The following is a 22059-nucleotide window of genomic DNA, read 5'->3' as shown; positions in this document are numbered from 1 at the left end:
ACACTATTGCCGAGCGCTGGAGGGATGAATGTTACCTTCTCCGCTATTTCGCGATCGCGAAGCAGTTGGCCATGAACTAGCCCTGGCAGTTTTCGAGGAATTCACCCGATTGAAAACAGCGGCAACCGAACTAGATTGGCCCACGCTTGCCACCGCTCAACCGATCGTTTACGGCCTACCTCGTGGTGGAATTCCAGTCGCTGCTGCGATCGCCGAGAAACTCAACTGTCCCCTTGACGTAGTCATTGCCAAGAAAATCACTCGCCCTGAAGACCCAGAGCTAGCCATTGGAGCCGTTGCCGCCACAGGAGAAATCTTGTGGACCCAGCCTCGACCTTGGCATCTTCATCGCACCAAAATTTATCAGGCCGCCTTGCAAGCGACGCTAGAGAAAGCTCAACTGCAACTGACTCAATTTGGCCCCATCCGTCCCCAGGTCGAACCCAAAGGAACAATCGCCATTTTAGTAGACGACGGCATCGCTACAGGCATGACCATCGCCGTCGCCACTCAAGCCCTCCGCCAACAGCAACCCGCCCAAATCTGGATTTGCGCCCCAGTCGCCCCCCTAGAACTGGTAAATTGGCTTCACCAATGGTGCGATCGCCTGATCCTCTTAGCCACTCCCGCAGAATTCTCCAGCGTCAGCCGTTTTTACCAAAATTTCCCCCAAGTAGAGCTAGACGAAGCCATAGCTTGCTTACAAAACCAGTCCCATAGGAAACTTTCAGCACAAATGAATACTTATCCCCCTAGCCCCCCAATGCTGGAGGAAGCAGAGAGGAAATTTTCCTCAGCATTGGAGGGCGAAAGAGAGCAATAAAGTATTTATACAGCGACCTAGCACGACACCAAGCAGCTAAAACCCCTTCTGGAGGAGGTCTGGAGGACGCAGCCGTCCTTCAGCGGGGGTTTGGGGGCGAGTGCCCCCAAGCTCTTGGTTCTGCCGGAGAACCTACGCAAAGCAACATAAATAACTCCCACCCCAAGGCAGGTAGCCAAATCAAAACAGTTGGACTATCCTACGGTCAGTTCTGAAACGCTTAACCCAAAACAGGTTCAAGCCATAATGAGCTGTAGTGATTAAAGTGGTGGCGAGATGAGACGCTGGCAATCCTGGTGGGACACCCTAGCACTGGCGAGTAGCAGTAACCCACCCCAATTTGTGGAATTATTGATGCTCCTGTTAGCGATCGCCCTCCTACTCGTATGGGGGGCCAGCGATGTGGTCTGGGGCCTCACGAAAGGCTGGCCTTATTTAGTCCTAAGTTTGAGTTTTGCCATTGGAGCAGCCATCTCCACTTTAGTCCGGGAAGCCCTCATCCCTTCCTCGCAACCTCGGATTACCCAGGTCACTGCCGTCTTATTGCTGATCATCAGTTGCTATAGCTTCTCAGACTTGATGCGCTACTTTTAAGCCTGCGCAATCCATTCACGAGCTATTTCAGCAAAAACTAGCGTGCGGTTGTCGCCAAAATTTTTTGGTAAGACTGAACCATTTGTTGAGCGATCGCAGGCCAGCTATAGTGCTGCAAAGCATAGGTTTTTGCTCGTTGACCTCGACGTTGGCGCTCAGACACATCCTTCAAAGCATCCTTGAGCAAATGAGTTAAAGCTGCTACCTCACAAGGCCCGACCCAGCCTGCCTCTGCCTGCCGCACTTCCCCACAGATATGCACTTGGTCTGAAATCACCACAGGCGTGCCCATTGCCATCGCTTCCGCCACCGCAATGCCAAAGTTTTCGTAGTAAGACGGCAGCACAAACAAATCAGCACTTTGCAGCAAGGCAGCTTTCGTTTCCCCAGAGGCGAACCCAGTTACCGTCGTGTGGGGAGCGAGCGAGGAAGCTTGAATTTGGTTCCGAATTGCCGCTTCATAATCTGGGTCTTGGGGGTTTCCCCCCGCCAGGACAAAATGAAATTCTATTTTTTCTGCTAATAGATTTTCTAAAGCAGGTAACAGCAGATCCAACCCTTTTTTGGGGTCAATTCGCGACATAAATAAAACTAGGGGGCGATCGCTAGGAATGCCTAACTGAGCGCGAATCGCTTCGGGGTGAGCAGACAACTCTGGCAAGCTCACACCCAGCGGCATGACTAAATCTTTCGTGGTCAGCCCAAAACGCTCGGAAATTTTGGCTTCTTGGTCACTGGTGAAATGTATTGCCGCAGCCCCAGCCAAATTAGGCCGCTCTAGCAACGCTGCATAAATCTGCTTTAGCTGCTTTTTCTTGCGTAGATCAGCGGGATCAAGAGTTCCCAGCGGACGCAATAAATATGGTAATTTTTGCGATCGCGCGATCGTAGCTGCTGCTGTACTCACCGGAGAAAACAAGGCGTGAATATGGGCCAAGTCGAAGGAGTGAGCCTGTTTAGCCAGCCATTGCAGCAAGTCCAAAGAGAATTTGTAGCGGCGGAAGGGTGAGCAACGAAAGTAGCGGATTTGATAGCCATCTTGTTCTACAGGGCGATCGAGGGGCACTTCTAACGGGGCTTGGCCTGCATCCCCATTGGAATCCGTAGTCAGGATCGTCACCTCTACACCCTGAGCGGCTAGGGCACCGGATAAACCCAACACCATCTGGCTCGGCCCACCATATACCAGCGAAATAGAAGGCACAATTTGCAAAACCCGCAGAGGCTGGTTCACGCGACAAGCAACTCCTTGTAAAAGCTCAATAACTGGCTAGCCAGAGCTTGGTTAGTGTACTGGTTAAGAACTCGTTCGTACCCTCGCTTCGCCAAGTTGGTTGCCAACTCCGGTTGCTCCATCAACTGCCGCAAGCAATCTTGCAACGCTTCAGCATTTCCTTCTGGAAAGACTAAGCCCGCATCCCCAATCACATAGGGAATTTCCCCAGAATCCGACCCAATCACCGGAACTTGGCAAGCCATCGCCTCAATCAGCACATGGCCAAATTGCTCTTTCCAGCCCACTGAGGTTAAGGTTTTGAATTGATAGGTGGTTTCCGAAGGCAGCACCAAGGTGCTCATTAAATTGATGTACCGCTGCACCTGATCGTGCGGGACACTCTCCACCCAAATCAACCGATCTGCTAAGCCTTCTTGCTGCGCCCAGTTTAAGAGAGTATCTTTTAGTGGACCTCGGCCCAAGAGCATCCATTTCCAGGGGCGATCGTGCAAACCTGCTAAGGCTTTCCCTAGGGTTAGCAGCCCTTTTTCTTCCACAAAGCGCCCGACAAAGCCCACCACAAACTCAGACGGTTGAATGCCAAGCTGAGCCGCTAGTTCTGGCTGAAGTTGGGGTCGAAATAAAGTTTCATCTACTCCCAATTGCGGCATCACACGGGCAGGGCCTTTGTAACCATGCTGCTGCAAGATTTCCACGCCATCCTGATTTCCAGCCACCAACCCATCGGTATGGCGCAAGTTATAAGCTTCAATGGCGGAGATGGGAAACTTGAGGCTGTAAGGTAGATTCCACCAAGTAAAAAATAGGTTTTTAGCTTTTAGGCCTAGCAGACGGTTTAGCGTAATCAGTTGGCTATAGCCGATCGCCTTTGATCCCTGCTCTACTTGAATAATCTGGGGTCGAAACTGGCGTAGCAAGGTCACCAAATCTTGCCCAAAACAAAGCAGCCCTTGATTGTTTTGGCTCAAATTAGAAACCGGGACAATCCGGAACGGACCTTCTTGGCGAGGCTGAGTTTCAATAATGGTATTTTGCACGCCTCCAGGCCGCCACCGTTGAGGCACCACAATTGTTACCTCAACATCTGGCTCCAATCGGGCCAGCGATCGCAACTTCTCACAATTGAGATCAACGATATAGGTATGGCTAGCTACTAAAATTCTCATGGCTGTTTAGAATTTACTCGTTGAACCCTACCTTTACCTTTTAGTCTGAACTACATCTGCTAAGACTTCATGGAGCTAACAGCTGTAGCTTGTTCATCTAACGATTGGCTGGCCACGGGTGCCTGTGTCACTTTAACGTTCTGATCCAAGCGTGTATAGGTTTGACCATCATCCCAGATAGATTTAATCAAAGTCCAAACAGCACTCAGGAATCCTAAGAAATAGAACCCCGCGCGACTCAGGATCTTTAGGGGAGAGCCGCTCTTGTGGCAAGGTGGCCGACCTAAAACGTGACAGTCGAATAGGCGAGCAAACAACCGTAGAGCTTGGCGTGGGGTGAGATTCTTCAGCCCTAGCAAGAAGTGATTGTGGTAGAAAGTGAGTTGATATTGCAGCGATCGCGTGCTGATATCGTGACAACCTCCCGTTTCTTCTCCTAAATGCACCAGATGAGCTTCTGGGTCGTACCAAATGTGATAGCCCGTTTGGCGAATATGCAAGCAAAAGTCAGACTCCTCTCGCACAGCGCTACCTCGAAAGCGCTCATCAAAGTGCAGGCCATGCTGCTCAAATAACTCCCGCCGAAAGGACATATTACAGCCTCTCGCGGTCAACACTTGCTGAGGTTTAATCGTGTGAACCAAATCAATGTGATACCAGGCTATTCCTGGGTCCATCGCTTCGGGGGGCAAATATTCAATGACGCGAGTTTTCTTCGACTCAGTCAGCTTCATGCGATCGAAGACACGACCCGCCACAGCCCCCACATCTGGCTGTTCCACATAGTTGCGGGCATGCGTTGCTAGAAAACCAGGCGTAAGCTGCACATCGTCATCAATGAACAAAATAATGTCACCCGTAGAGCGCCGCACGGCGTAGTTTCGCGCTCCGGGCAAGCTGGCCCAATCCACCCGGAACCACTGAATCTTGCCTGCTGTGGCTAGTTGCTCCAAGTAGGCTTCAGTCGCAGGCTCGTGGGTACGAGTTTGGTCTACCACCAACACTTCAAAGTTAGGGTAGTCCTGCGCCATGACATCCACTAGGGTGTCTCGCAAAGCCTCCTCACGACAATAGGTGGGAACAATCACCGAGATTAAAGGCCAAGCCATAACATCTGAATTTTTCATTGCAGTTTCAGTTTGGTTGGTCATCTAAGCTTGACTACTCACTAATTTTCCAGTCTGTTTGCGAATAACAACTTCTGTTTTGACAAATAAGAATCCATAAATAGTAAGTAATAAACCTACTACTAAAACAGAGAAGCCGAGTTGAAGATAAGGGGGCAAATCAAGCAACTGATTGAGTCTACGCAAAGCCACCACAAAAAGCGGTTGATGAATTAAATATAGTTGATATGAGTAAAGTCCCAGTAACGAAAGAACGCTCATGCCCCACTGTAGCGATCGCCATTGGCTCAAGAATTGGAGAAGGGCACAAAGTCCCAAGAATAGAATTGGCGAAAGCAGCACATCAAACCCAAACATATAAATGATGCTGACTTGGCTCAAAACCATTCCGGCACAAATTACAACACCAAGCGCAAAAGTGCCAATAGCTGCTAGCCAATCAATTCTCCTAAAGGATTGCTTCTCAAAGTAAACAAATCCCCAGTACAAACCAAGGCAAAGTTGAAAAAAGTAGCTACCTAAGAAGTTATTTTGCAACAAAAACCAGAAACTCGGTGAACTTTGAGGTAGAACCCAACAAAGAGCCTTGGTTAGGGCAGCAACTAAAATCCCTAACTCCAAAATCTTGACTGTCTGACCCCGACAAAAATAGAAGATTAGAGGAATGCTCAAATAAGCTTCTAGGATGACTGTAAAAAACCAAAAACCAGGGTTAATCGATTGAAACTCATAACCTGCCAAGCCAATACAGCTCAGGATAAAGTTCTGAATCGAGTTGATTTTTAAGTGGCCGAACCACTGATAGAGCATCAAACTAGATACAACCGCCAGAAAATAAGTAGGATACAGCCGAGAGATTCGCTTCTTTAACCACAATTTCCAATCTACTGATATCTCAGTTAAATTAGCTGTCTTTAAAGCTGAGGCTAAAGCATAGCTGGTATTAAACCCAGCCATGACAAAAAAAATATCAACCGCAGCGTATCCGAAGCGAGCCCCATTTCGATCTAAAGCGACGACTAAATCAAAGCGCTCAGGGTAGTTTTGAAAAAAGTGGAATAAGATAACTGCTAAGATTGCAATTCCCTTGGTTTGGTCAATCCAATCTAATCTCTTTCTAACCACTTTAGTTTCACAATTCACGGCGGTTGAGTTCCTTATAAAGTTGCTGCTGCTTTTTTCGCTCGCCTACCTTTCTTCTTACTAACCAAATCCTCCGAGGCTTCTTTGAGTAATTTTTCCTGGCGATCTAATTCTGGCAACTTCAAAATCACGCCAGCAAAAAACCAGTAGTAAACAGCCACTGGGTCTACATCTAAGGGGTAGTAGTAAGTATTGAAGCTAATGAATAAGATGAAAACCCAGAAACTAGCTCCATAACTTCTCAAACTGCGATCGCGCACAGAGCGATAAGCCTTAAATGTAATAATGGTCAAGCTGATCGCTACTACCAAAAAAGCCAGCACTCCCAGCGGCCCAATTTCGTAAAGTAATTTAGGGTAGTAGGTTTCAATGAGTTCTGAGTTGCCCAAAGAGCGGGCCGCATTCGTGGCTCGCCCCAAACCCTTGCCTAAAAAACCAGATCGCTCTGCGGCATATTCAAACTGCTGCATGATGAAGGCTTGAGGGGGTGAAGCTTCCCATCGTCCTTGAAAACTAGTAATCCGCTCTTGGACAACCTCTGGATTGGCTGCCATCGCAACGCTCAAAATCAGACCTAAGCCTGCGCCTATGGGAATAAAGCGTTTGAGGTTAGTGACTTGTCCCGTAAGGATTAGCAGAATCACTGTGGTCACTGGCACCAGTGCTAACGCAATTCTTTGGCCCGATAAAGTAGACATAATGAAGGTTGCTGCCATTGCTGACAACCCAGCATTTCGCCAAACAAATGAGGGATCGCTGAAGGCCGCAGCAAAGCTGATAAACCCGCTGGAAATGAGAAACCAACCCCACTGCCACGGGGCAACAAAAGTTCCAGGTAGGCGGATCTGCCCATGCTCAGGGCTATATAGCAGAGAACCACCGACTAAGCATCTTGCGTCTAGAGAGGCTTTGAAGAGAGATGCTCCCGAGGCTACCGTTCCAGCACAACGGCCTGTCTTGAGGAAAGTGTATTGAATGAAGGCAAGACCGCAACATGCCAAAATCAACACAACATGCAGGCGCAGGAGGAAATGGAGATCTTTTTTGTCTCGGATTAAGTAATAAGCACAGACGATTAAAGGGATATAGCCCATCAAAACCTTGAGGCCCAAAATTCCCATTGCAAATGGCTGCTCAGCTCCATTAGCCGCCATCTGTTGAGAGCCGTTAATAAAAGCTAGAACTAGTAAACAATAGGCAAACAAAATTCCCAATGCTGGCATGAGCTGCTTAGGAATTAGAAAAGGCAGACGCTCGCGCCGACAGTACTGAATAGTGCCAATGAGAGCTGGGATAAAGAAAGCGTCCTTAGCCAACTGGAGCAAAGGGCTATTGCCAATCGCATAGGTGATCGTTCCGCCAAAGGGCAGGTAGATGAGAAATCCCCACATTGCCTGACGCGGATACTTAAATGACAGGCTGAGGCAAAGCAGACCCACAGTTAAGCCAATTCCTGGCTTCGGATCTTCATTAATTACACCGAAACATAAGCCCGCAACTGCACACAGTAAAAGGGCAAAAATTGTGTAGTTAACGAGTTCTTTCCGGGCTTGGGCAGCTTTTCGTTTCTGAGCCAACCGCTCCTTCATCGTTAGCGGCGGGGCTTCGTCATTGAGAGCTTTTTGCTTTGACTTCAGTTTTGATTTGGGCATAGCAAAACTATGAGGCTGATCCTCTCCTTAACTTTGACTCGGAGCCTCGACGCGGAGCCACAACTAATTAGGTCAATCAATTAGTGGCATTTTCTGGCGGAGAAACTAGCAGTAGTTTCAGAGGCATTTAAAGGGTTGTACCAATTGCGTAGATTCTTTCTGCGAGAACCCCAAATAAAGTTGAGAAACAGCTAGGGTATCGGCATCAGCAGTAGGGAGAGGGGCCTACCAATTGTGGCATCTAGGCTTCTGATCCGGCGACTGTTTGTCTTGGCTTTAAGAAGGCTTTAAACAACTGACCCTATTAACCTTGGAAAAATTTAACATCGATGTGATCTCTGCATGCAAAAAAGCCTTTGTCAAGATCAGACTCGGCAAATCTAAGAATAGAGGGTTGCTGTAGTAGCTTTCGCTGTCTTCAACAACCCTCTATTTCCTAGCAAACTATCGAGCTGCTATCGGTGCTGCCAAAAAATAAACTCTGAGTAGTGCTAAGTCAAATGCTCTTGTACGGCTAGAACTAGATTATCTGCCCAGTGGGTTGCCAACTCGGCACTAGCCGCTTCTACCATGACTCGAATCACAGGCTCGGTTCCAGAGGCTCGAACTAAAATTCGGCCTTGGTCTCCCATATGAGCTTCGGCTTGAGCGATCGCATTCTGCAAACCATCACAGTTTTGCCAGTTCAAACGGCGATCGCGATCCTCAACTCGCACATTCTTGAGTAGCTGGGGATAAGTTTGGAAGCTTTGATCGACTAAATCCGCCAAAGAAGTACCTGCCCCTCGCACTAGAGCTGCTAGGTGTAAAGCAGTTAGGAGGCCATCCCCACTGACGCTATAGTGCCGACAAAGAATGTGCCCCGATTGCTCGCCGCCTAACATGGCATCTTGGCGCAGCATTTCGGCGTGGACATATTGATCCCCCACCGCAGTACGCAGCAGTTTACCGCCCTGTTTTTCCCAAGCCCGCTCGAAGCCCAAGTTTGCCATTACCGTCGAAACGATGGTGTCGCCGGGTAACTCTTGCGCTTGACGTAGCGTTTGGCCCCAGAAATATAGAATGTAATCTCCATCCACAGTGCGGCCTTGAGCATCCACGGCCAGCACTCGGTCGGCATCACCATCAAAGGCAAAGCCGATATGAGCGTTATGCTGCTTCACTGCTGCCCGTAGCGGGTCAAGATGGGTGGAACCGCAGTTAACGTTAATGCGATCGCCGTCTGGACTGTCGTGGAGACAAATCACCTCAGCACCCATCGCCGTAAATACCTCAGGCGCTAAGTTCGCGGCTGCACCCCAAGCGAGATCCAAGACAATCCGCATGCCTTGCAAGTTCACGGCTGGAAGTAGTGGCTTGTGTAGCGACTCCACATACTTGCTCAATAGTTCTGGCCGATGGTAGTGCTGTCCCCAGCGATCGCCACCTTGGAGTTGCGGCTTCACATCTACCGCATTACCCCGGAGCGCTGCCTCGATTTGAGCTTGGACTGCTAGGGGTAGCTTGGCTCCATCCGGGCCAAAAAACTTGATGCCGTTATCTTCTGGAGGATTGTGGCTGGCTGAAATCATCACACCACCCAGCGCTCCGGTGGTTTGAGCCAGATAAGCAACACTGGGAGTAGGGCACAGCCCTAAATTCCAAACTTCTAGGCCAGCAGCGGTCAAGCCCGCAGAGAGCGCCATCGCTAACATATCGCTAGAATTTCTGGAATCTTGACCTAAAATAATTGGGCCTGATCCAGTCGTGTGAGATTGCAATACAAGACCTGCCCAAAAACCCACTTGTAGCGCTAAAGGAGCACTCAACAAATCACCCGCATGGCCTCGAATCCCATCAGTACCAAATAGCGGAGTAGCTGGTAGGTTGAGTTGAAGCGGTTGTTTTTGAATTGTGGGTCCAGAAGGGGCAGACTGTACCGTTGAAATCGAAATCGAAGCTAAGCTAGGACGTTGCGTCCGGGCAGGGGATGTGACCATAAATTTAAGCACTCCACTCACAACACACTCACAGTGGAGAATAGCACTTTCCCTCAGAGGCTGCTCTACTGCCAAGAGCATAAAGTGTACAGTCCAGCTATGAATCTGTAGGATTTTTCAAAATATTCAGTTTATACGTTTAAGTAACGCGCTACCGAGTGCATTTCCGGAGAAAAATATTTTTTAGTCAAATAGTAAAGTTTGAACATTACTATTACCCTAAATCAAGGAATAGACGGCTTTGCTGTATGTGTCATATTAGCTAGTGCAAGCACGATCTAAAACGCGATCGCCACTTGGATTAGGGTTGTAACCTGCATCTGCAAAGTCATTGAGGAGCCGCTTGGGTCGTCCCTAGCTTGATTTAGATCACCTCAACAAATTCCTTCGCTGGCAATGCCGCTGAATTAGCAGAAGAAATCGCTTGAATTGGCAAGGTAATCATAAACTTCGCGCCTTGCCCTATCTCAGAGGCGACCTCAATTTTGCCGTGATGCTTTTCTATAATTTGGTAGCAAATCGCTAAGCCTAATCCTGTGCCTTGTCCCACGGGTTTGGTGGTAAAGAACGGATCAAATAGTTTGCTACTGAACTCGCTGGAAATACCTGGACCGTTATCTGCAATACAGATTTTTATTTGATTAAATTTCAGTACCTCAGTTTCAATAGTAATCTGCTTCCTCGCCTGATTTGATGGCGATAGCAGTGCATTAGATAACAGTGCATCAATCGCATTGTTTAGCAGATGCATGAACACTTGATTGAGCTGCGCTGGATAGCACTCAACTAAGGGCAGCTCGCTGTATTGCTTGACAATTGAAATCTCTGGAGCCAGCCGATGATTCAGAATTAACAGTGTGTTGTCGATGCCTTCATGGATATCCACTGGCTTCATCTCTGCTTCATCTAGGCGTGAAAAGTTGCGCAGCGATAGAACGAGTTGGCGAATCCGATCGGTTCCCGCTTGCATCGAAGCCAAAACTTTAGGCAAGTCATCTACGACAAAACCAACATCTAAGTCAGCAATTTGCGCTTCGAGAACCGCAGGAGGATGAGGATATTGTTGCTGATAAAGCTGCACCAGGCTGATCAATTGCGTCATATAGGTGTTGGCATAGTTGAGGTTGGCTGCCACGAAAGTAATGGGATTATTGATTTCGTGGGCAAATCCTGCCACCATTTGGCCCAAGCTCGACATTTTCTCGGTTTGAATCAACTGAGCTTGGGTTTGACGTAGCTCTTGCAGGGCTTGATGTAGCTCATGAGCTTGAGATACCAGCTCGCCATTCAACTGTTGCAGGTGGTCGTGAGCCTCTGCCAACTGTTCATTCTTGCGCCAAAGCTCTGCTGTGCGTTCTTCTACTCGTTTCTCTAGCGTTTGATGTACAGTTTGCAGTTCGTGGGTATGCTCGGTGACGCACTGCATCAACCCATTCAAGGCCGCTGCTAACAAGCCGACTTCATCTTGGGTGGTAATGGGCGCTTGTAACTCAAAGTTCGATTCCTTAGTGGCTCGCTGAGCTACCTTGGTGACAGATTCTAGGGGGCGAGCGATCGCCCGACTCGTCAAAACTGCCAAAATAGCCGCAATGCTAACGGAAAGCACCATGCTTAGGGCAATGATTTCAGTCCGCAGGGTTTTGGCATCGGCTAAAGCCACTTCTGCCCGCTGCTGTTCCTGACGGTTGCTTTCAATCAGTTGAACTAAGTTATCTAAAAGACCATCAAACTTGAGCGAAGCTTCGCTAGTAGAAAACTGAAGCAACCAAGCCTGCTTAGCTTTGAGTTCTGTAGTTGAAAGCTCTTGGGGATTTGTCTCCCTCAGAAACACCTCCATTTGCTGGAAGTAGTCACGCACGATCCCCTGACTGGATTGCAAAAATTGGGTGAGAGTAGGTGAATTCTCAGTTGCAGCTACAGATTGCAGGCTTGGCAGAATCTTCTGAGTTTTATCAATATGGCTGAGGAAATGATCGTGCTTAGCCTCAAACAGTGCGGGTTTCTCTAGGAGCGGCACAAACTCGTGGTGGTGCAAGCGCATATGCAGTACATTGCGTTGCAGCTCACTCAGCAGTTGCTCTTGCTTTACAGCGCGAGTGAGTTGTTTCTGCGCTTGATTTTGGTAGTAGTCCCCCACGGTTAACCCAGCAGTTGTGCCTAGCAGGGCTACCCCGATCGCGACTGCATAGCCAGAACCAATTTTGCGACGAATGCTCGCGCCATGCACCCACTGCTTCACCCTCTGAAAACTTGCTTCGGAAGTGAGCGATCGCTTGGATAGATGCGGCTGAGGCACCGCGATTTCGTAGCTATGAGGAGAACTGGGGTTTTGAACCTGCATAGGCCTTGAGGCACAGAAAGAGGTTAGAGCGTATCTTCACCCTACTTCGGAGGAATTACGGAAAATCCGTAAGTAATTCACCGATTCTTAAACTTAACTAGTTATCTTTACGTAAAGTAGCAAGCTAAACGCCTACCTGGGATAACAAAACCTGCATCTGCTCCCAAGTTAGCCCTTGGGCTAAATAAACTGGGGACTGCGGAGTATAAGGGCTTTTTAGGCGATCGATCGCCATAACTTTGGCCCCTTCTGGCAACATCGGCACTTCGGGATCAAAAGCGGTAGGGCGCACGAGGGAACTAGAAAAGCCCTTAAAAATCGTAATTTCGTCTGGTTCTCCTTCAACTTCGGCATGGACAATCAAAACTTCTTGAGGGCGTTTGATTGTGTACTGCTCCAAACGGTATCCAATCGAATTCATGACTGCCTCTGCTACGAAAATGCGTTTTCCTGAGATTAGGAGATGTTTCTGCGGCCAAGCTAAAAAACTCTCCTAGAAGCCACTATAGGAACCATCAACATTTTCTGATGCAGTGAGTCACATGAATTAGCGATCGACTGAACCCATAATGATGTCGATGCTGCCCAAAATTGCCATAATGTCAGCGATTTTGACTCCACGTAGTAAGTGAGGCAAGATTTGCAGATTGTTGAAATCAGCGGCGCGAATTTTCCAACGCCAAGGGAAAACGCTATCATCCCCAATTAAATAGACACCCAATTCACCTTTACCGCTCTCGACTCGGACATAGTGTTCTCCGGCAGGAACTTTAAAGGTGGGAGCAATTTTCTTGCCAATGAATTGGTAGTCAAACTCATTCCATTGAGATTTTGGGCCTGCAGTGATTCTTTGGGCTTCTAGGTTTTCGTAAGGGCCACCGGGTAATCCCGCGATCGCTTGGCGCAAGATTTTGATCGACTCGCGCATTTCCCCTAAACGGACGCGGTAGCGAGCAAAGCAATCTCCTTCTGTCGCCCACTGCACGTCCCAGTCAAAGTCGTCATAACACTCATAATGGTCAACTCTGCGGAGATCCCATTTCACGCCAGTCGCTCGTAACATGGGGCCAGAAAGTCCCCAGTTCAACGCTTCGGCTCGACCAATCGTGCCCACACCTTCAACCCGGTGGCGGAAGATTGGGTTGTTGGTTACGACCCGCTCGTACTCTTCCAAGCGTGGCCCCAGATAATCACAAAAGTCTTGGCACTTATCTATCCAACCGTAGGGTAAGTCAGCGGCCACTCCGCCGATGCGGAAGTAGTTGTTGTTGACCATGCGGTAACCAGTCGCGGCTTCCCACAGGTCATAAATCATTTCTCGCTCGCGAAAAATCCAAATCGGTTGGGTACCTAATCCTAAATCATGCGCGAACGTCCCCAGCCACAGTAAGTGATTGGCAATGCGGTTCAGTTCCAGCATGATCACCCGGATATAGCTGGCGCGCTTGGGCACTGGGATATCTGCCAGCTTTTCGGGTGCATTCACCGTCACGGCTTCATTAAACATGCCCGCCCCATAGTCCCAACGACTGACGTAGGGCACGTACATGAGGTTGGTACGGTTCTCAGCAATCTTTTCCATGCCGCGATGCAGATAACCAATCACGGGTTCGCAATCTACCACCTCTTCGCCATCCAGGGTTACGACTAAGCGAAAGCAGCCGTGGGTGGTGGGATGATGTGGCCCCATGTTGAGAATCATGGGTTCGGTTTTGGTTTCAAGCTTGACCATAATTAGTCAAAAACCTCCCTAAAGCCAGGGTTGGGGGAATCGGCTCAATGGGTCAACGGCACCAACGCTGTCCAAATCGCAACCAATCTTGCTTGGCTAACAGCTCCAACTCGTAGCGTTGATTCAGAACCATAGAGCTGTTGAAATTGAGTGCTGAACTAAGAATTAATACTTAAGTTCTATGACTTTTACGGGAGCGATCGCCTCACCCAGCGAGGTGAACCTATGGAACATTACTGAACCTTGACTTGAACTAGCGACAGGAAAAGCCACAAAAAAATGGAGCAGGTTTTTCACCCACCCCATGCGATCGCCGGATTACAGCGTAGAAACTAATGTATGACTGGAGATTTAGCGATCGACCGATCCCATAATGATGTCGATGCTACCCAAAATTGCCACAATATCCGCAACCTTCACACCGCGGACAATGTGGGGGAAAATTTGTAGGTTATTGAAGTCAGCCGCCCGAATTTTCCAACGCCAAGGGAAAACCGTGTCGTCCCCAACGATGTAAATCCCCAATTCGCCTTTACCGCTCTCGACTCGGACGTAGTGTTCGCCCGAGGGGATCTTAAAGGTGGGAGCAATCTTCTTACCAATGAATTGGTAGTCAAACTCGTTCCACTCAGATTTGGGACCCGCAGACATCCGCTTGGCTTCTAGATTTTCGTAAGGGCCACCTGGCAATCCCGCGATCGCCTGACGAATAATCTTGACCGATTCACGCATCTCCCGAATCCGCACGATGTAGCGGGCAAAGCAATCGCCTGCGGTTTCCCACTGCACATCCCAGTCAAAGTCGTCGTAGCACTCGTAGTGATCAACCTTACGCAAGTCCCATTTCACGCCAGAAGCCCGCAGCATGGGGCCAGAAAGACCCCAGTTAATCGCTTCTTGGCGGCTAATGGTGCCCAAGCCTTCAACCCGGCGGCGGAAAATGGGGTTGTCGGTGATCAGGCGCTCGTACTCATCCACTTTAGGTAGGAAGTAGTCGCAGAAGTCTTCGCACTTGTCTACCCAACCGTAGGGCAAGTCAGCAGCAACTCCACCAATGCGGAAGTAGTTGTTATTGACCATGCGGTAACCAGTCGCGGCCTCCCACAGGTCATAAATCATTTCCCGTTCGCGGAAGATGTAGAAGAAGGGAGTCTGTGCTCCTACGTCTGCTAGGAATGGGCCAAGCCACAGCAAGTGGTTAGCAATACGGTTCAGCTCCAGCATGATCACGCGGATATAACTGGCCCGCTTAGGCACGGCAATATCGGCCAGCTTTTCGGGAGCATTCACCGTCACCGCTTCATTAAACATCCCGGCTGCATAGTCCCAACGGCTGACGTAAGGGACGTACATGATGTTGGTACGGTTCTCGGCAATTTTTTCCATGCCACGGTGCAAGTAGCCAATCACTGGCTCGCAGTCCACCACATCTTCCCCGTCCAGGGTAACAACCAACCTCAACACACCATGCATGGAGGGATGGTGAGGCCCCATGTTCAAAACCATGGGTTCTGTGCGGGTTTCAATCTTTGCCATCGGTGAGCAGTCTCCCCTTTACGTCGTTTCGGCAACCGCACCTATCAGTGGTTTGTGGTTAATGGCAAGTCAGCAGCGCATCACGAAGAAATTTTTCTCCGAATCGTCGCTACAACTCGTCACTAAGCGTGGCGGATGGGCACGGTCTGTTATGTACTCAATTTATTGCATTTTCTTAATTATAGAGAGTTGCGGCTCCCAAAATTGGCTGTGATTCAGCTAGCCCGATTGATTTTGTGAACTATCACTATCAAGCACGATTGATGGGTCAAGGCGATCGCAGCCTCATTCAGCAGTATCAATGCACGACCAATTCAGTAAATCCGCCTACTTGAATTGAAGAGTTGGCTGGGAAATCTGATGGAGGATTTCCAATTACAGTCTTCAGTTGCTGAGGCGAAGGAGGGGCTATGGCTTGGACAGAAGAAAAGTTTGAAGCGTTGATCCAGCGTTTAGAAAAATTGGCTCGCCAGCAGCCTGCCACTTACAGAATGCGAGTGGGTTTGTTGGCAGTGCTGGGATATGTCTATATCTTTGCTGTAATTGCTGGGCTATTGGCTGTGTTTGCGGCGATCGCTTGGTTCATGTTTTTCAGCGGTCGTATTCATACCGCCATGATCAAGCTGGCAATTCTGGTATTAATTCCCGCTTTAATTGCGCTGCGATCGCTCTGGGTCACCTTTCCACCACCTACAGGCTTACCTCTGTCTCGACAGCAGGCTCCCCAACTGTTCGCGCTGCTAGACGAACTCACCACAAAACTACAAGCTCCCCGTTTTCATCATGTGTTAGTGACCGAGGAATTCAACGCGGCTGTCGCGCAAGTTCCTCGCCTCGGCATGTTGGGTTGGCAAAAAAATTACTTGCTGTTGGGTCTGCCGCTGCTGCAAGCCCTTTCCCTAGAGCAATTCCGGGCAGTACTGGCTCACGAACTGGGTCACCTCTCCGGAAATCACAGTCGCTTCTCAGGTTGGATCTACCGTGTTCGTAAAACCTATGCCCAACTATTTGAGCGACTACAGCACAGCGAACAGCAGGGTTCTTGGTTCCTGTTTGAACGATTTTTTAACTGGCATGCGCCGTTCTTTAATGCTTATTCGTTTGTCCTCGCCCGCAATAACGAATATGAAGCCGATCGCTGTGCCGCCGAGTTAGCAGGAGCGAATCATGCTGCCGCTGCCCTGATTAACGTGAATATTCAAGCTCAATTCTTGGAAAGTGCCTATTGGCCTAAAATTTACCAACAGGTAGAGCAGCAGATTGAGCCACCCGCCACCGCCTTTACCAACTTGACCACAGCCCTACGCCAGCCTGCGGAGCCTGCAACTGCTAAGCAATGGCTCAACCATGCCCTAGCCTGCAAAACCGATTATGCCGATACCCATCCTTGCCTCAGCGATCGCCTTTCTGCCCTAGGTGTCTCGCTCTCACCTGATCACCCCCTGACACTACCCCAGCCTGTATCGGTCAGTGCTGCCAGAGTGCTGTTGGGGTCAACCTTAACTCAGCTCACGGCTCATTTCGATCGCCAATGGCAGGAGCAGATGGCAACTTCTTGGCGGCAGCGATATGCCCACCTTCAGGAATGCCAGAAACAGTTGCAAGTTCTAGAAACCCAAGCCCAAAGTCAGCCTTTGACGCTAGAAGCAGCTTGGGAGCGAGCCAGATTAACTTTAGAAGTTCGGGACTCAGCCGCTGCAATTCCTCTGTTAGAAGCAGTGCTGACGATGGACCCTGAGCATGCTGCTGCTCATTACACCCTCGGGCAAGTGTTGCTAGAGCAGCAAGAAGCAGCAGGCATTGAGCACATCGAAAAGGCGATCGCGGCTCGCTTCGACTGGGCCTCATCAGGATACGAACTGATTCTGAATTTTTTGTCCCACCAAGGGCAAACAGAGCAAATTCAGATTTATCAGAAACGGGCGGAACAGCACTACGAAACCTTGATGTTGGCCCGACGAGAGCGTTCTTCTGTACAAGCCAGCGACGAATTTCAAGCCCATGATTTCTCAGCGGAGGCGATTAAATCTCTGGTAACGCAGTTCGCTCGGTATGATCAATTGAAAGAGGCATACTTGGTGCGGAAAGTGATGCATTACTTTCCCGAAGAAGCTTTTTATGTATTGGCGGTGAAGCGCCAGCAGCGGTTTTGGGAGACCAACAGCGATCAGGTCGATCAAAAATTTATTGATCAGATTGCCGATGGCATGGAATTTCCTAAGCAGACTTACATCCTGCTGCTGAACAAGCACACCAAAAATAGAGAAAAGAAATTACGCCAAGTAGCGCCCACAGCGATCTATCGACGGTAAGGACCCAGCATGACCACGGACTCCCAAGAACTGCTCAACTCGGACACCCCAGCCTTTGTCCATGTCTCAGTGCTGAGCCGAGAACTGATTGCAGGCTTGGAAGTCCGAGCGGGCGGCCATTATTTAGATGTGACCGTGGGTGGCGGCGGGCACAGTCGCTTAATCCTAGAAGCCTCACCGGATGTGCAAGTCACAGCCCTAGATCAGGACGAACAAGCGATCGCCGCCGCGCAGGCAAATTTGGCTGAGTTTGGCGATCGCGTCCAGTTCTACCATCGCAACTTCGCCACTTACGACCCCGGAAAACTACGATTTGACGGCATCATTGCCGATTTAGGCGTAAGTTCGGCCCAGTTTGATATTCCCGACCGGGGGTTCAGTTTTCGTCACGAAGCCAGTCTCGACATGCGGATGGACCAACGCCAAGACCTCACCGCCGCTGAGTTGATTAATTTTGGGGATGAGGTAGAACTAGCGAATATCTTCTATAACTATGGCGAAGAACGGCTGTCGCGCCGGATTGCCCGCAATATTGTGGAGCGACGACCCTTCCAAACCACGACAGAATTGGCAGAAGCGATCGCGCGTTGTGTCCCCCGTTCCTACCGCTATGGCCGCATTCACCCCGCGACTAGAGTGTTTCAAGCGTTGCGGATTGCGGTGAATCAAGAACTCAAGGTTTTAGAAACATTTCTTGACACTGCACCGGGTTGGTTAGCACCGGAGGGCAGAATTGGCGTGATTAGTTTTCATAGCTTAGAAGATCGCTTAGTGAAACATAGATTGCGAGATTCACCCTTGCTCAAAGTGCTGACCAAAAAGCCCATCTTGCCCCAACCAGACGAACTGGAGAACAATCCGCGATCGCGTTCCGCAAAACTCCGGTTGGCCGAACGGCAGCCAGACTGACTCGCCCTTAGACATATGCAGCCTGAGCAGTTTTAACTCTATGCGCCGCTTTTTATCTCCAAAAAGGTCATTGAGCAAGCTTTTCTAACAAGGTACCTTAAGAAAAACTCAACTTAAAAGATAACGGGTCGTATCCACGATCGCTCTTAGTAGCTAGCCTGCAACAACCACCTGCTCAACTATGCAAGCACAAGATCCGTTAACCTCTCCATTGGCTTTAGAGACTGCGATCGATCGGCGTCCTTTAACGGCATCTCCTGACACCTCAGTGGCAGAGGTAATTGCCATGATGAGCAAAGCCCAAAGCAGCTGCGTACTACCCAGTTTAGAACTGTCGCGTAACATCGTTTTAATGGGTGAAGCCCGCGCTAGCGCCATTCTGGTGGTTGAAGGCTCACAGTTACTAGGTGTGTTTTCCGAGCGAGAGGCGATCCAGGTAATTACTACAAATCAAAACTTGGCAGAGACCAGGGTTGATCAGGTCATGCAGCGACCGGCGATCGCCCTAAATCAGACCGAGCATCAAGATGTTTTTACTGCCCTAGCGCTCCTACGGCAACATCAAATTCAGCATTTGCCCATCGTAGACCCGCAAGGCCAATGGGTGGGGCTAATCACACCCGCCAGCATTCGGAATGTATTACAGCTAGATGAACTGCTGAAATCCAAGCCGCTAGTAGAGTTGGCAGCTGCTCCGGCAGTTCAAGCTCCTGTGACCACTACGTTGCTGGATTTAGCCCAGCTCATGCTCGCACATCGAGTTGATTATGTAGTGTTGAGCGCAGCAACTCCCGTGCATGAGATGCCGACACCCGTAGGCATCATTCTGGAACGGCACATCATCCAGCTTTGGGCTTTAGGACTCGATTTATCACGGATCCCGACCCAAGAGGTTATGAGCGCTGCGCTACCATGCTTCCCGGCTTCAGAGTCTGTGTTGGTGGCCTACTGGGAAATGCAACAACAGCGGGTGCAGCGCCTAGGCGTCTCTGGTGAAGCTGGAGAGTTATTGAGCGTTATTTCCCCAACCAGCTTCCTTTACAGCTTAGATCTCGACGAAATGCGCAGCGCTGTGGCACAGTTACAGCGATCGATTGAGGATTTTGAAGTCGAAAAAAACCAACGAACTCAAAGTTGGCATACTGACCTAGAAACGCAGCTGTTAGAAAATCCAGCAGAGTTACTCGAGCAGCTACAGTGCAGCCAAATTCTGACAGCGATGGCGCTCCATATTCGGGAGTCTCTCAACTTAAACGAAATTCTTCAGACTGCTGTGAATGAAGTCCGACGCTTTTTGCAGACGGACCGAGTGATTATCTACCGCTTCAATCCAGACATGAGCGGCACTGTTGTCGTCGAATCAGTGGCAGAGGGTTGGAGGCCTGCCCTCAACAGCAACATTCGAGATACCTGCTTCGGCCAAAATTACGCCCAAGCCTACAAAAAAGGACGCACTCAAGTCACCGAAGATATCTATAGAGCGGGTTTAACTCAATGCCATATTGATATTTTGGTCTTGTATGACATCCGCGCTAGCCTCGTAGTCCCAATCTTGCAAGGCGAGCATCTGTGGGGGTTGTTGTGTGCCTACCATTGTGCAGGGCCTAGACGCTGGCGACAGTTTGAGGTTGAGTTACTCAAGCAACTAGCCACGCATATGGCGATCGCCATTCAGCAATCTGAACTCTATCACCAAGTCCAGAACGAATTAGCTGAGCGCAAACGGGCAGAAGAACAGCTAAAGCTTTCTCTGAAAGAGAAAGAAGTGCTGCTGAAGGAAATTCACCATCGAGTTAAAAACAATTTGCAAGTCATCTCTAGCGTCTTGAGACTGCAATCTGATTATGTCAAAGATGACAAAATCTTGGCATTGTTTAACGACAGCCAAAACCGCATTCGCTCGATGGCACTAATCCACGAAAAGCTTTACCAGTCCAGCAACTTACTAAAAATAAACTTTGATGAATATATTCGCGATTTGACAGAAAATTTAATTCGTTCCTATGTTGCTTTTGCTGCAACTGTTACCTTGACGACCAATGCTATCGGAGTTTGGCTAAATATTGATACAGCAATTCCTTGTGGCCTCATTATTAATGAATTAGTTTCAAATGCCTTAAAGCATGCTTTCTCAGGATCAAATCCAGACAATGAAATTCAAATCAGCATTACCTCAGGCAATGACAATCAATTCACTTTAATTGTTCGGGATAATGGCATGGGGTTTCCGGAAGATATTGATTTTCGCAACACTGAATCCTTGGGTTTGGAGTTGGTGTGTGTCTTCACAGAACAGTTGGATGGGGCGATCGCGCTTGATAGAAGCAATGGCACAGCTTTTGTAATTACGTTTTCTGAAATAGGCAATATCGGAAGGACTGAGAAAAATGGCCAATGAAAGAATTTTAGTAGTGGAAGACGAAAGAATTGTTGCCAGGGATATTGAGAAAAGACTCAAAAAACTAGGTTACGTGGTGCCTATAACGGTTGCCTCTGGGGAGGAAGCCATTAAGCAGACAGCAGAAATACGACCTGACTTAGTGTTGATGGATATTCAACTCAAGGGTGAATTAGACGGCATTGAAGCCGCAGAACAAATTCGAGCAGATTTTAATATTCCAGTAATTTATCTCACTGCTTACGCCGATGAAGCCACCTTGCAGCGAGCCAAAGCAACTGAGCCCTTTGGTTATATTCTGAAACCATTTGATGCCAGAGATTTGCAAGTCGCAATTGAAGTTGCTTTACGCAGACGAATCTCGGAAGAAGCGATTCGAGTGGCGTTGGAAAAAGAGAGAGAACTGAGTGAGCTGAAATCCCGTTTTTGGTCTATGGCAGCTCACGAATTTAGAAACCCCATGACTTCTATCTTGTCTGCCGCCCAACTCCTCGAACAAGAAAAACACGATCTACCTGAGGAGCGCAGACGGGAGTACTTGTACGTTATTCAAAATGCGATCCGCTCAATGGATCAATTGCTTAGTGACGTATTAGCCGTAGGTCGAGTCGAGGGAGGGAGCCTGAAGTTTGACCCAGCTCCTTTAGATTTGGAAGAATTTTGTCAAATCGTTGTGGAAGAAATGCAATTTAATGCAGGTCTAAAACATCGGATTGTTCTTCATCAGCAAGGCGACTGTGTTCAGACCTTTTTAGATAAAAAATTACTCAGACACATTTTGACCAATATACTTTCGAATGCGATTAAATATTCGCCTGAAGGTAATGATATTTATTTCGAGCTGATTTGTGCGGATGAGACAGTGATTTTTCAGGTTAGAGATACCGGAATTGGTATTCCAGCAGAAGCCAGAAATCACTTGTTTGAACCATTTCAGCGAGCTGAAAATGTGGGAAATATTCCTGGTACTGGGCTAGGGCTAACAATGGTTAAAAGATGCCTGGATCTACATGGCGGCCAAATTTCCATAGAAAGCAACCCGGGTGGAGGAACCATTGTTACGATTCAACTCCATTTGAATAGCCGAGTAAAATCTCGCCAAGCTTAAAC

General features: G+C 48.8%; 16 protein-coding genes. 6 read left to right on the top strand and 10 right to left on the bottom strand.

What is annotated here, in order from left to right:
- The first annotated feature begins 28 nt into the window (after window positions 1-28).
- On the top strand, window positions 29-823 hold the full coding sequence (locus NDA01_RS09325; RefSeq protein ID WP_348227738.1) for a phosphoribosyltransferase: 795 nt from the start codon (window positions 29-31) through the stop codon (window positions 821-823).
- 276 nt (window positions 824-1099) lie between these two features.
- Window positions 1100-1417 carry a hypothetical protein gene (locus NDA01_RS09320; protein WP_348227737.1) on the top strand — a complete coding sequence of 106 codons (318 nt, stop codon included), beginning with the start codon at window positions 1100-1102 and terminating at the stop codon, window positions 1415-1417.
- Between the two features lie 37 nt (window positions 1418-1454).
- On the opposite strand, the gene hpsP is transcribed toward NDA01_RS09320, so the two are convergent.
- The 10 genes from hpsP to NDA01_RS09270 form a co-directional block, all read right to left on the bottom strand.
- Window positions 1455-2651 carry a hormogonium polysaccharide biosynthesis glycosyltransferase HpsP gene (gene hpsP / locus NDA01_RS09315; RefSeq protein ID WP_431193356.1) on the bottom strand — a complete coding sequence of 399 codons (1197 nt, stop codon included), beginning with the start codon at window positions 2649-2651 and terminating at the stop codon, window positions 1455-1457.
- The gene (gene hpsO, locus NDA01_RS09310) at window positions 2648-3820 is read right to left on the bottom strand and encodes a hormogonium polysaccharide biosynthesis glycosyltransferase HpsO (protein WP_348227736.1); all 1173 of its coding nucleotides are present in this window, start codon (window positions 3818-3820) and stop codon (window positions 2648-2650) included. Before hpsO ends, hpsP begins: the two co-directional genes overlap by 4 nt.
- A 59-nt stretch (window positions 3821-3879) precedes the next feature.
- Window positions 3880-4947, bottom strand: coding sequence for a hormogonium polysaccharide biosynthesis glycosyltransferase HpsN (gene hpsN / locus NDA01_RS09305; RefSeq protein WP_348227735.1), 1068 nt, complete (start codon window positions 4945-4947; stop codon window positions 3880-3882).
- 24 nt (window positions 4948-4971) lie between these two features.
- Window positions 4972-6090 carry an acyltransferase family protein gene (locus NDA01_RS09300; protein WP_348227734.1) on the bottom strand — a complete coding sequence of 373 codons (1119 nt, stop codon included), beginning with the start codon at window positions 6088-6090 and terminating at the stop codon, window positions 4972-4974.
- Window positions 6091-6104: 14 nt separating this feature from the next.
- Entirely contained in the window at window positions 6105-7742 is a 1638-nt protein-coding gene (gene hpsL / locus NDA01_RS09295) for a hormogonium polysaccharide biosynthesis protein HpsL (protein ID WP_348227733.1), read from the bottom strand.
- Window positions 7743-8233: 491 nt separating this feature from the next.
- Window positions 8234-9721 (bottom strand): phosphoglucosamine mutase, encoded by a 1488-nt coding sequence (gene glmM / locus NDA01_RS09290; protein WP_348227732.1) that lies wholly within the window; start codon window positions 9719-9721, stop codon window positions 8234-8236.
- 364 nt (window positions 9722-10085) lie between these two features.
- Complete coding sequence (locus tag NDA01_RS09285; RefSeq protein ID WP_348227731.1) at window positions 10086-12062, bottom strand: sensor histidine kinase; 1977 nt, start codon at window positions 12060-12062, stop codon at window positions 10086-10088.
- A 124-nt stretch (window positions 12063-12186) separates the two neighbouring features.
- Entirely contained in the window at window positions 12187-12483 is a 297-nt protein-coding gene (locus NDA01_RS09280; RefSeq protein ID WP_348227730.1) for a DUF7734 family protein, read from the bottom strand.
- A 126-nt stretch (window positions 12484-12609) separates the two neighbouring features.
- Window positions 12610-13794, bottom strand: coding sequence for an NAD(P)H-quinone oxidoreductase subunit H (locus NDA01_RS09275; RefSeq protein WP_348227729.1), 1185 nt, complete (start codon window positions 13792-13794; stop codon window positions 12610-12612).
- A gap of 351 nt (window positions 13795-14145) precedes the next feature.
- Complete coding sequence (locus NDA01_RS09270; protein ID WP_190435752.1) at window positions 14146-15330, bottom strand: NAD(P)H-quinone oxidoreductase subunit H; 1185 nt, start codon at window positions 15328-15330, stop codon at window positions 14146-14148.
- 410 nt (window positions 15331-15740) lie between these two features.
- Here NDA01_RS09270 and NDA01_RS09265 point away from each other — a divergent pair, with 410 nt between their 5' ends.
- From NDA01_RS09265 to NDA01_RS09250, 4 genes are all read left to right on the top strand, one after another.
- Window positions 15741-17642, top strand: a complete 1902-nt coding sequence (locus tag NDA01_RS09265; protein ID WP_348227728.1) for a M48 family metalloprotease — start codon at window positions 15741-15743, stop codon at window positions 17640-17642.
- A gap of 9 nt (window positions 17643-17651) precedes the next feature.
- Window positions 17652-18551, top strand: coding sequence for a 16S rRNA (cytosine(1402)-N(4))-methyltransferase RsmH (rsmH, locus tag NDA01_RS09260; protein ID WP_348227727.1), 900 nt, complete (start codon window positions 17652-17654; stop codon window positions 18549-18551).
- A 181-nt stretch (window positions 18552-18732) separates the two neighbouring features.
- Window positions 18733-20949 (top strand): histidine kinase dimerization/phosphoacceptor domain -containing protein, encoded by a 2217-nt coding sequence (locus NDA01_RS09255; protein WP_348227726.1) that lies wholly within the window; start codon window positions 18733-18735, stop codon window positions 20947-20949.
- Entirely contained in the window at window positions 20939-22057 is a 1119-nt protein-coding gene (locus NDA01_RS09250; RefSeq protein WP_348227725.1) for a hybrid sensor histidine kinase/response regulator, read from the top strand. The genes NDA01_RS09255 and NDA01_RS09250 overlap by 11 nt, the downstream gene beginning before the upstream one ends.
- The last annotated feature ends 2 nt before the right edge of the window (window positions 22058-22059 follow it).

Origin of the sequence: Trichocoleus desertorum AS-A10, from assembly GCF_039962155.1 — a bacterium.
Classification (GTDB): domain Bacteria; phylum Cyanobacteriota; class Cyanobacteriia; order FACHB-46; family FACHB-46; genus Trichocoleus.
This window is presented reverse-complemented; position numbering and strand designations above follow the sequence as displayed.

Excerpts from the sequence above, each read along its gene's own strand:
- NDA01_RS09325 (WP_348227738.1), top strand. The coding sequence starts at position 29 with ATGTTACCTTCTCCGCTATTTCGCGATCGCGAAGCAGTTGGCCATGAA.
- NDA01_RS09320 (WP_348227737.1), top strand. The coding sequence starts at position 1,100 with ATGAGACGCTGGCAATCCTGGTGGGACACCCTAGCACTGGCGAGTAGC.
- hpsO (WP_348227736.1), bottom strand. The coding sequence starts at position 3,820 with ATGAGAATTTTAGTAGCTAGCCATACCTATATCGTTGATCTCAATTGT.
- hpsN (WP_348227735.1), bottom strand. The coding sequence starts at position 4,947 with ATGAAAAATTCAGATGTTATGGCTTGGCCTTTAATCTCGGTGATTGTT.
- hpsL (WP_348227733.1), bottom strand. The coding sequence starts at position 7,742 with ATGCCCAAATCAAAACTGAAGTCAAAGCAAAAAGCTCTCAATGACGAA.
- glmM (WP_348227732.1), bottom strand. The coding sequence starts at position 9,721 with ATGGTCACATCCCCTGCCCGGACGCAACGTCCTAGCTTAGCTTCGATT.
- NDA01_RS09285 (WP_348227731.1), bottom strand. The coding sequence starts at position 12,062 with ATGCAGGTTCAAAACCCCAGTTCTCCTCATAGCTACGAAATCGCGGTG.
- NDA01_RS09280 (WP_348227730.1), bottom strand. The coding sequence starts at position 12,483 with ATGAATTCGATTGGATACCGTTTGGAGCAGTACACAATCAAACGCCCT.
- NDA01_RS09275 (WP_348227729.1), bottom strand. The coding sequence starts at position 13,794 with ATGGTCAAGCTTGAAACCAAAACCGAACCCATGATTCTCAACATGGGG.
- NDA01_RS09270 (WP_190435752.1), bottom strand. The coding sequence starts at position 15,330 with ATGGCAAAGATTGAAACCCGCACAGAACCCATGGTTTTGAACATGGGG.
- NDA01_RS09265 (WP_348227728.1), top strand. The coding sequence starts at position 15,741 with ATGGCTTGGACAGAAGAAAAGTTTGAAGCGTTGATCCAGCGTTTAGAA.
- rsmH (WP_348227727.1), top strand. The coding sequence starts at position 17,652 with ATGACCACGGACTCCCAAGAACTGCTCAACTCGGACACCCCAGCCTTT.
- NDA01_RS09255 (WP_348227726.1), top strand. The coding sequence starts at position 18,733 with ATGCAAGCACAAGATCCGTTAACCTCTCCATTGGCTTTAGAGACTGCG.
- NDA01_RS09250 (WP_348227725.1), top strand. The coding sequence starts at position 20,939 with ATGGCCAATGAAAGAATTTTAGTAGTGGAAGACGAAAGAATTGTTGCC.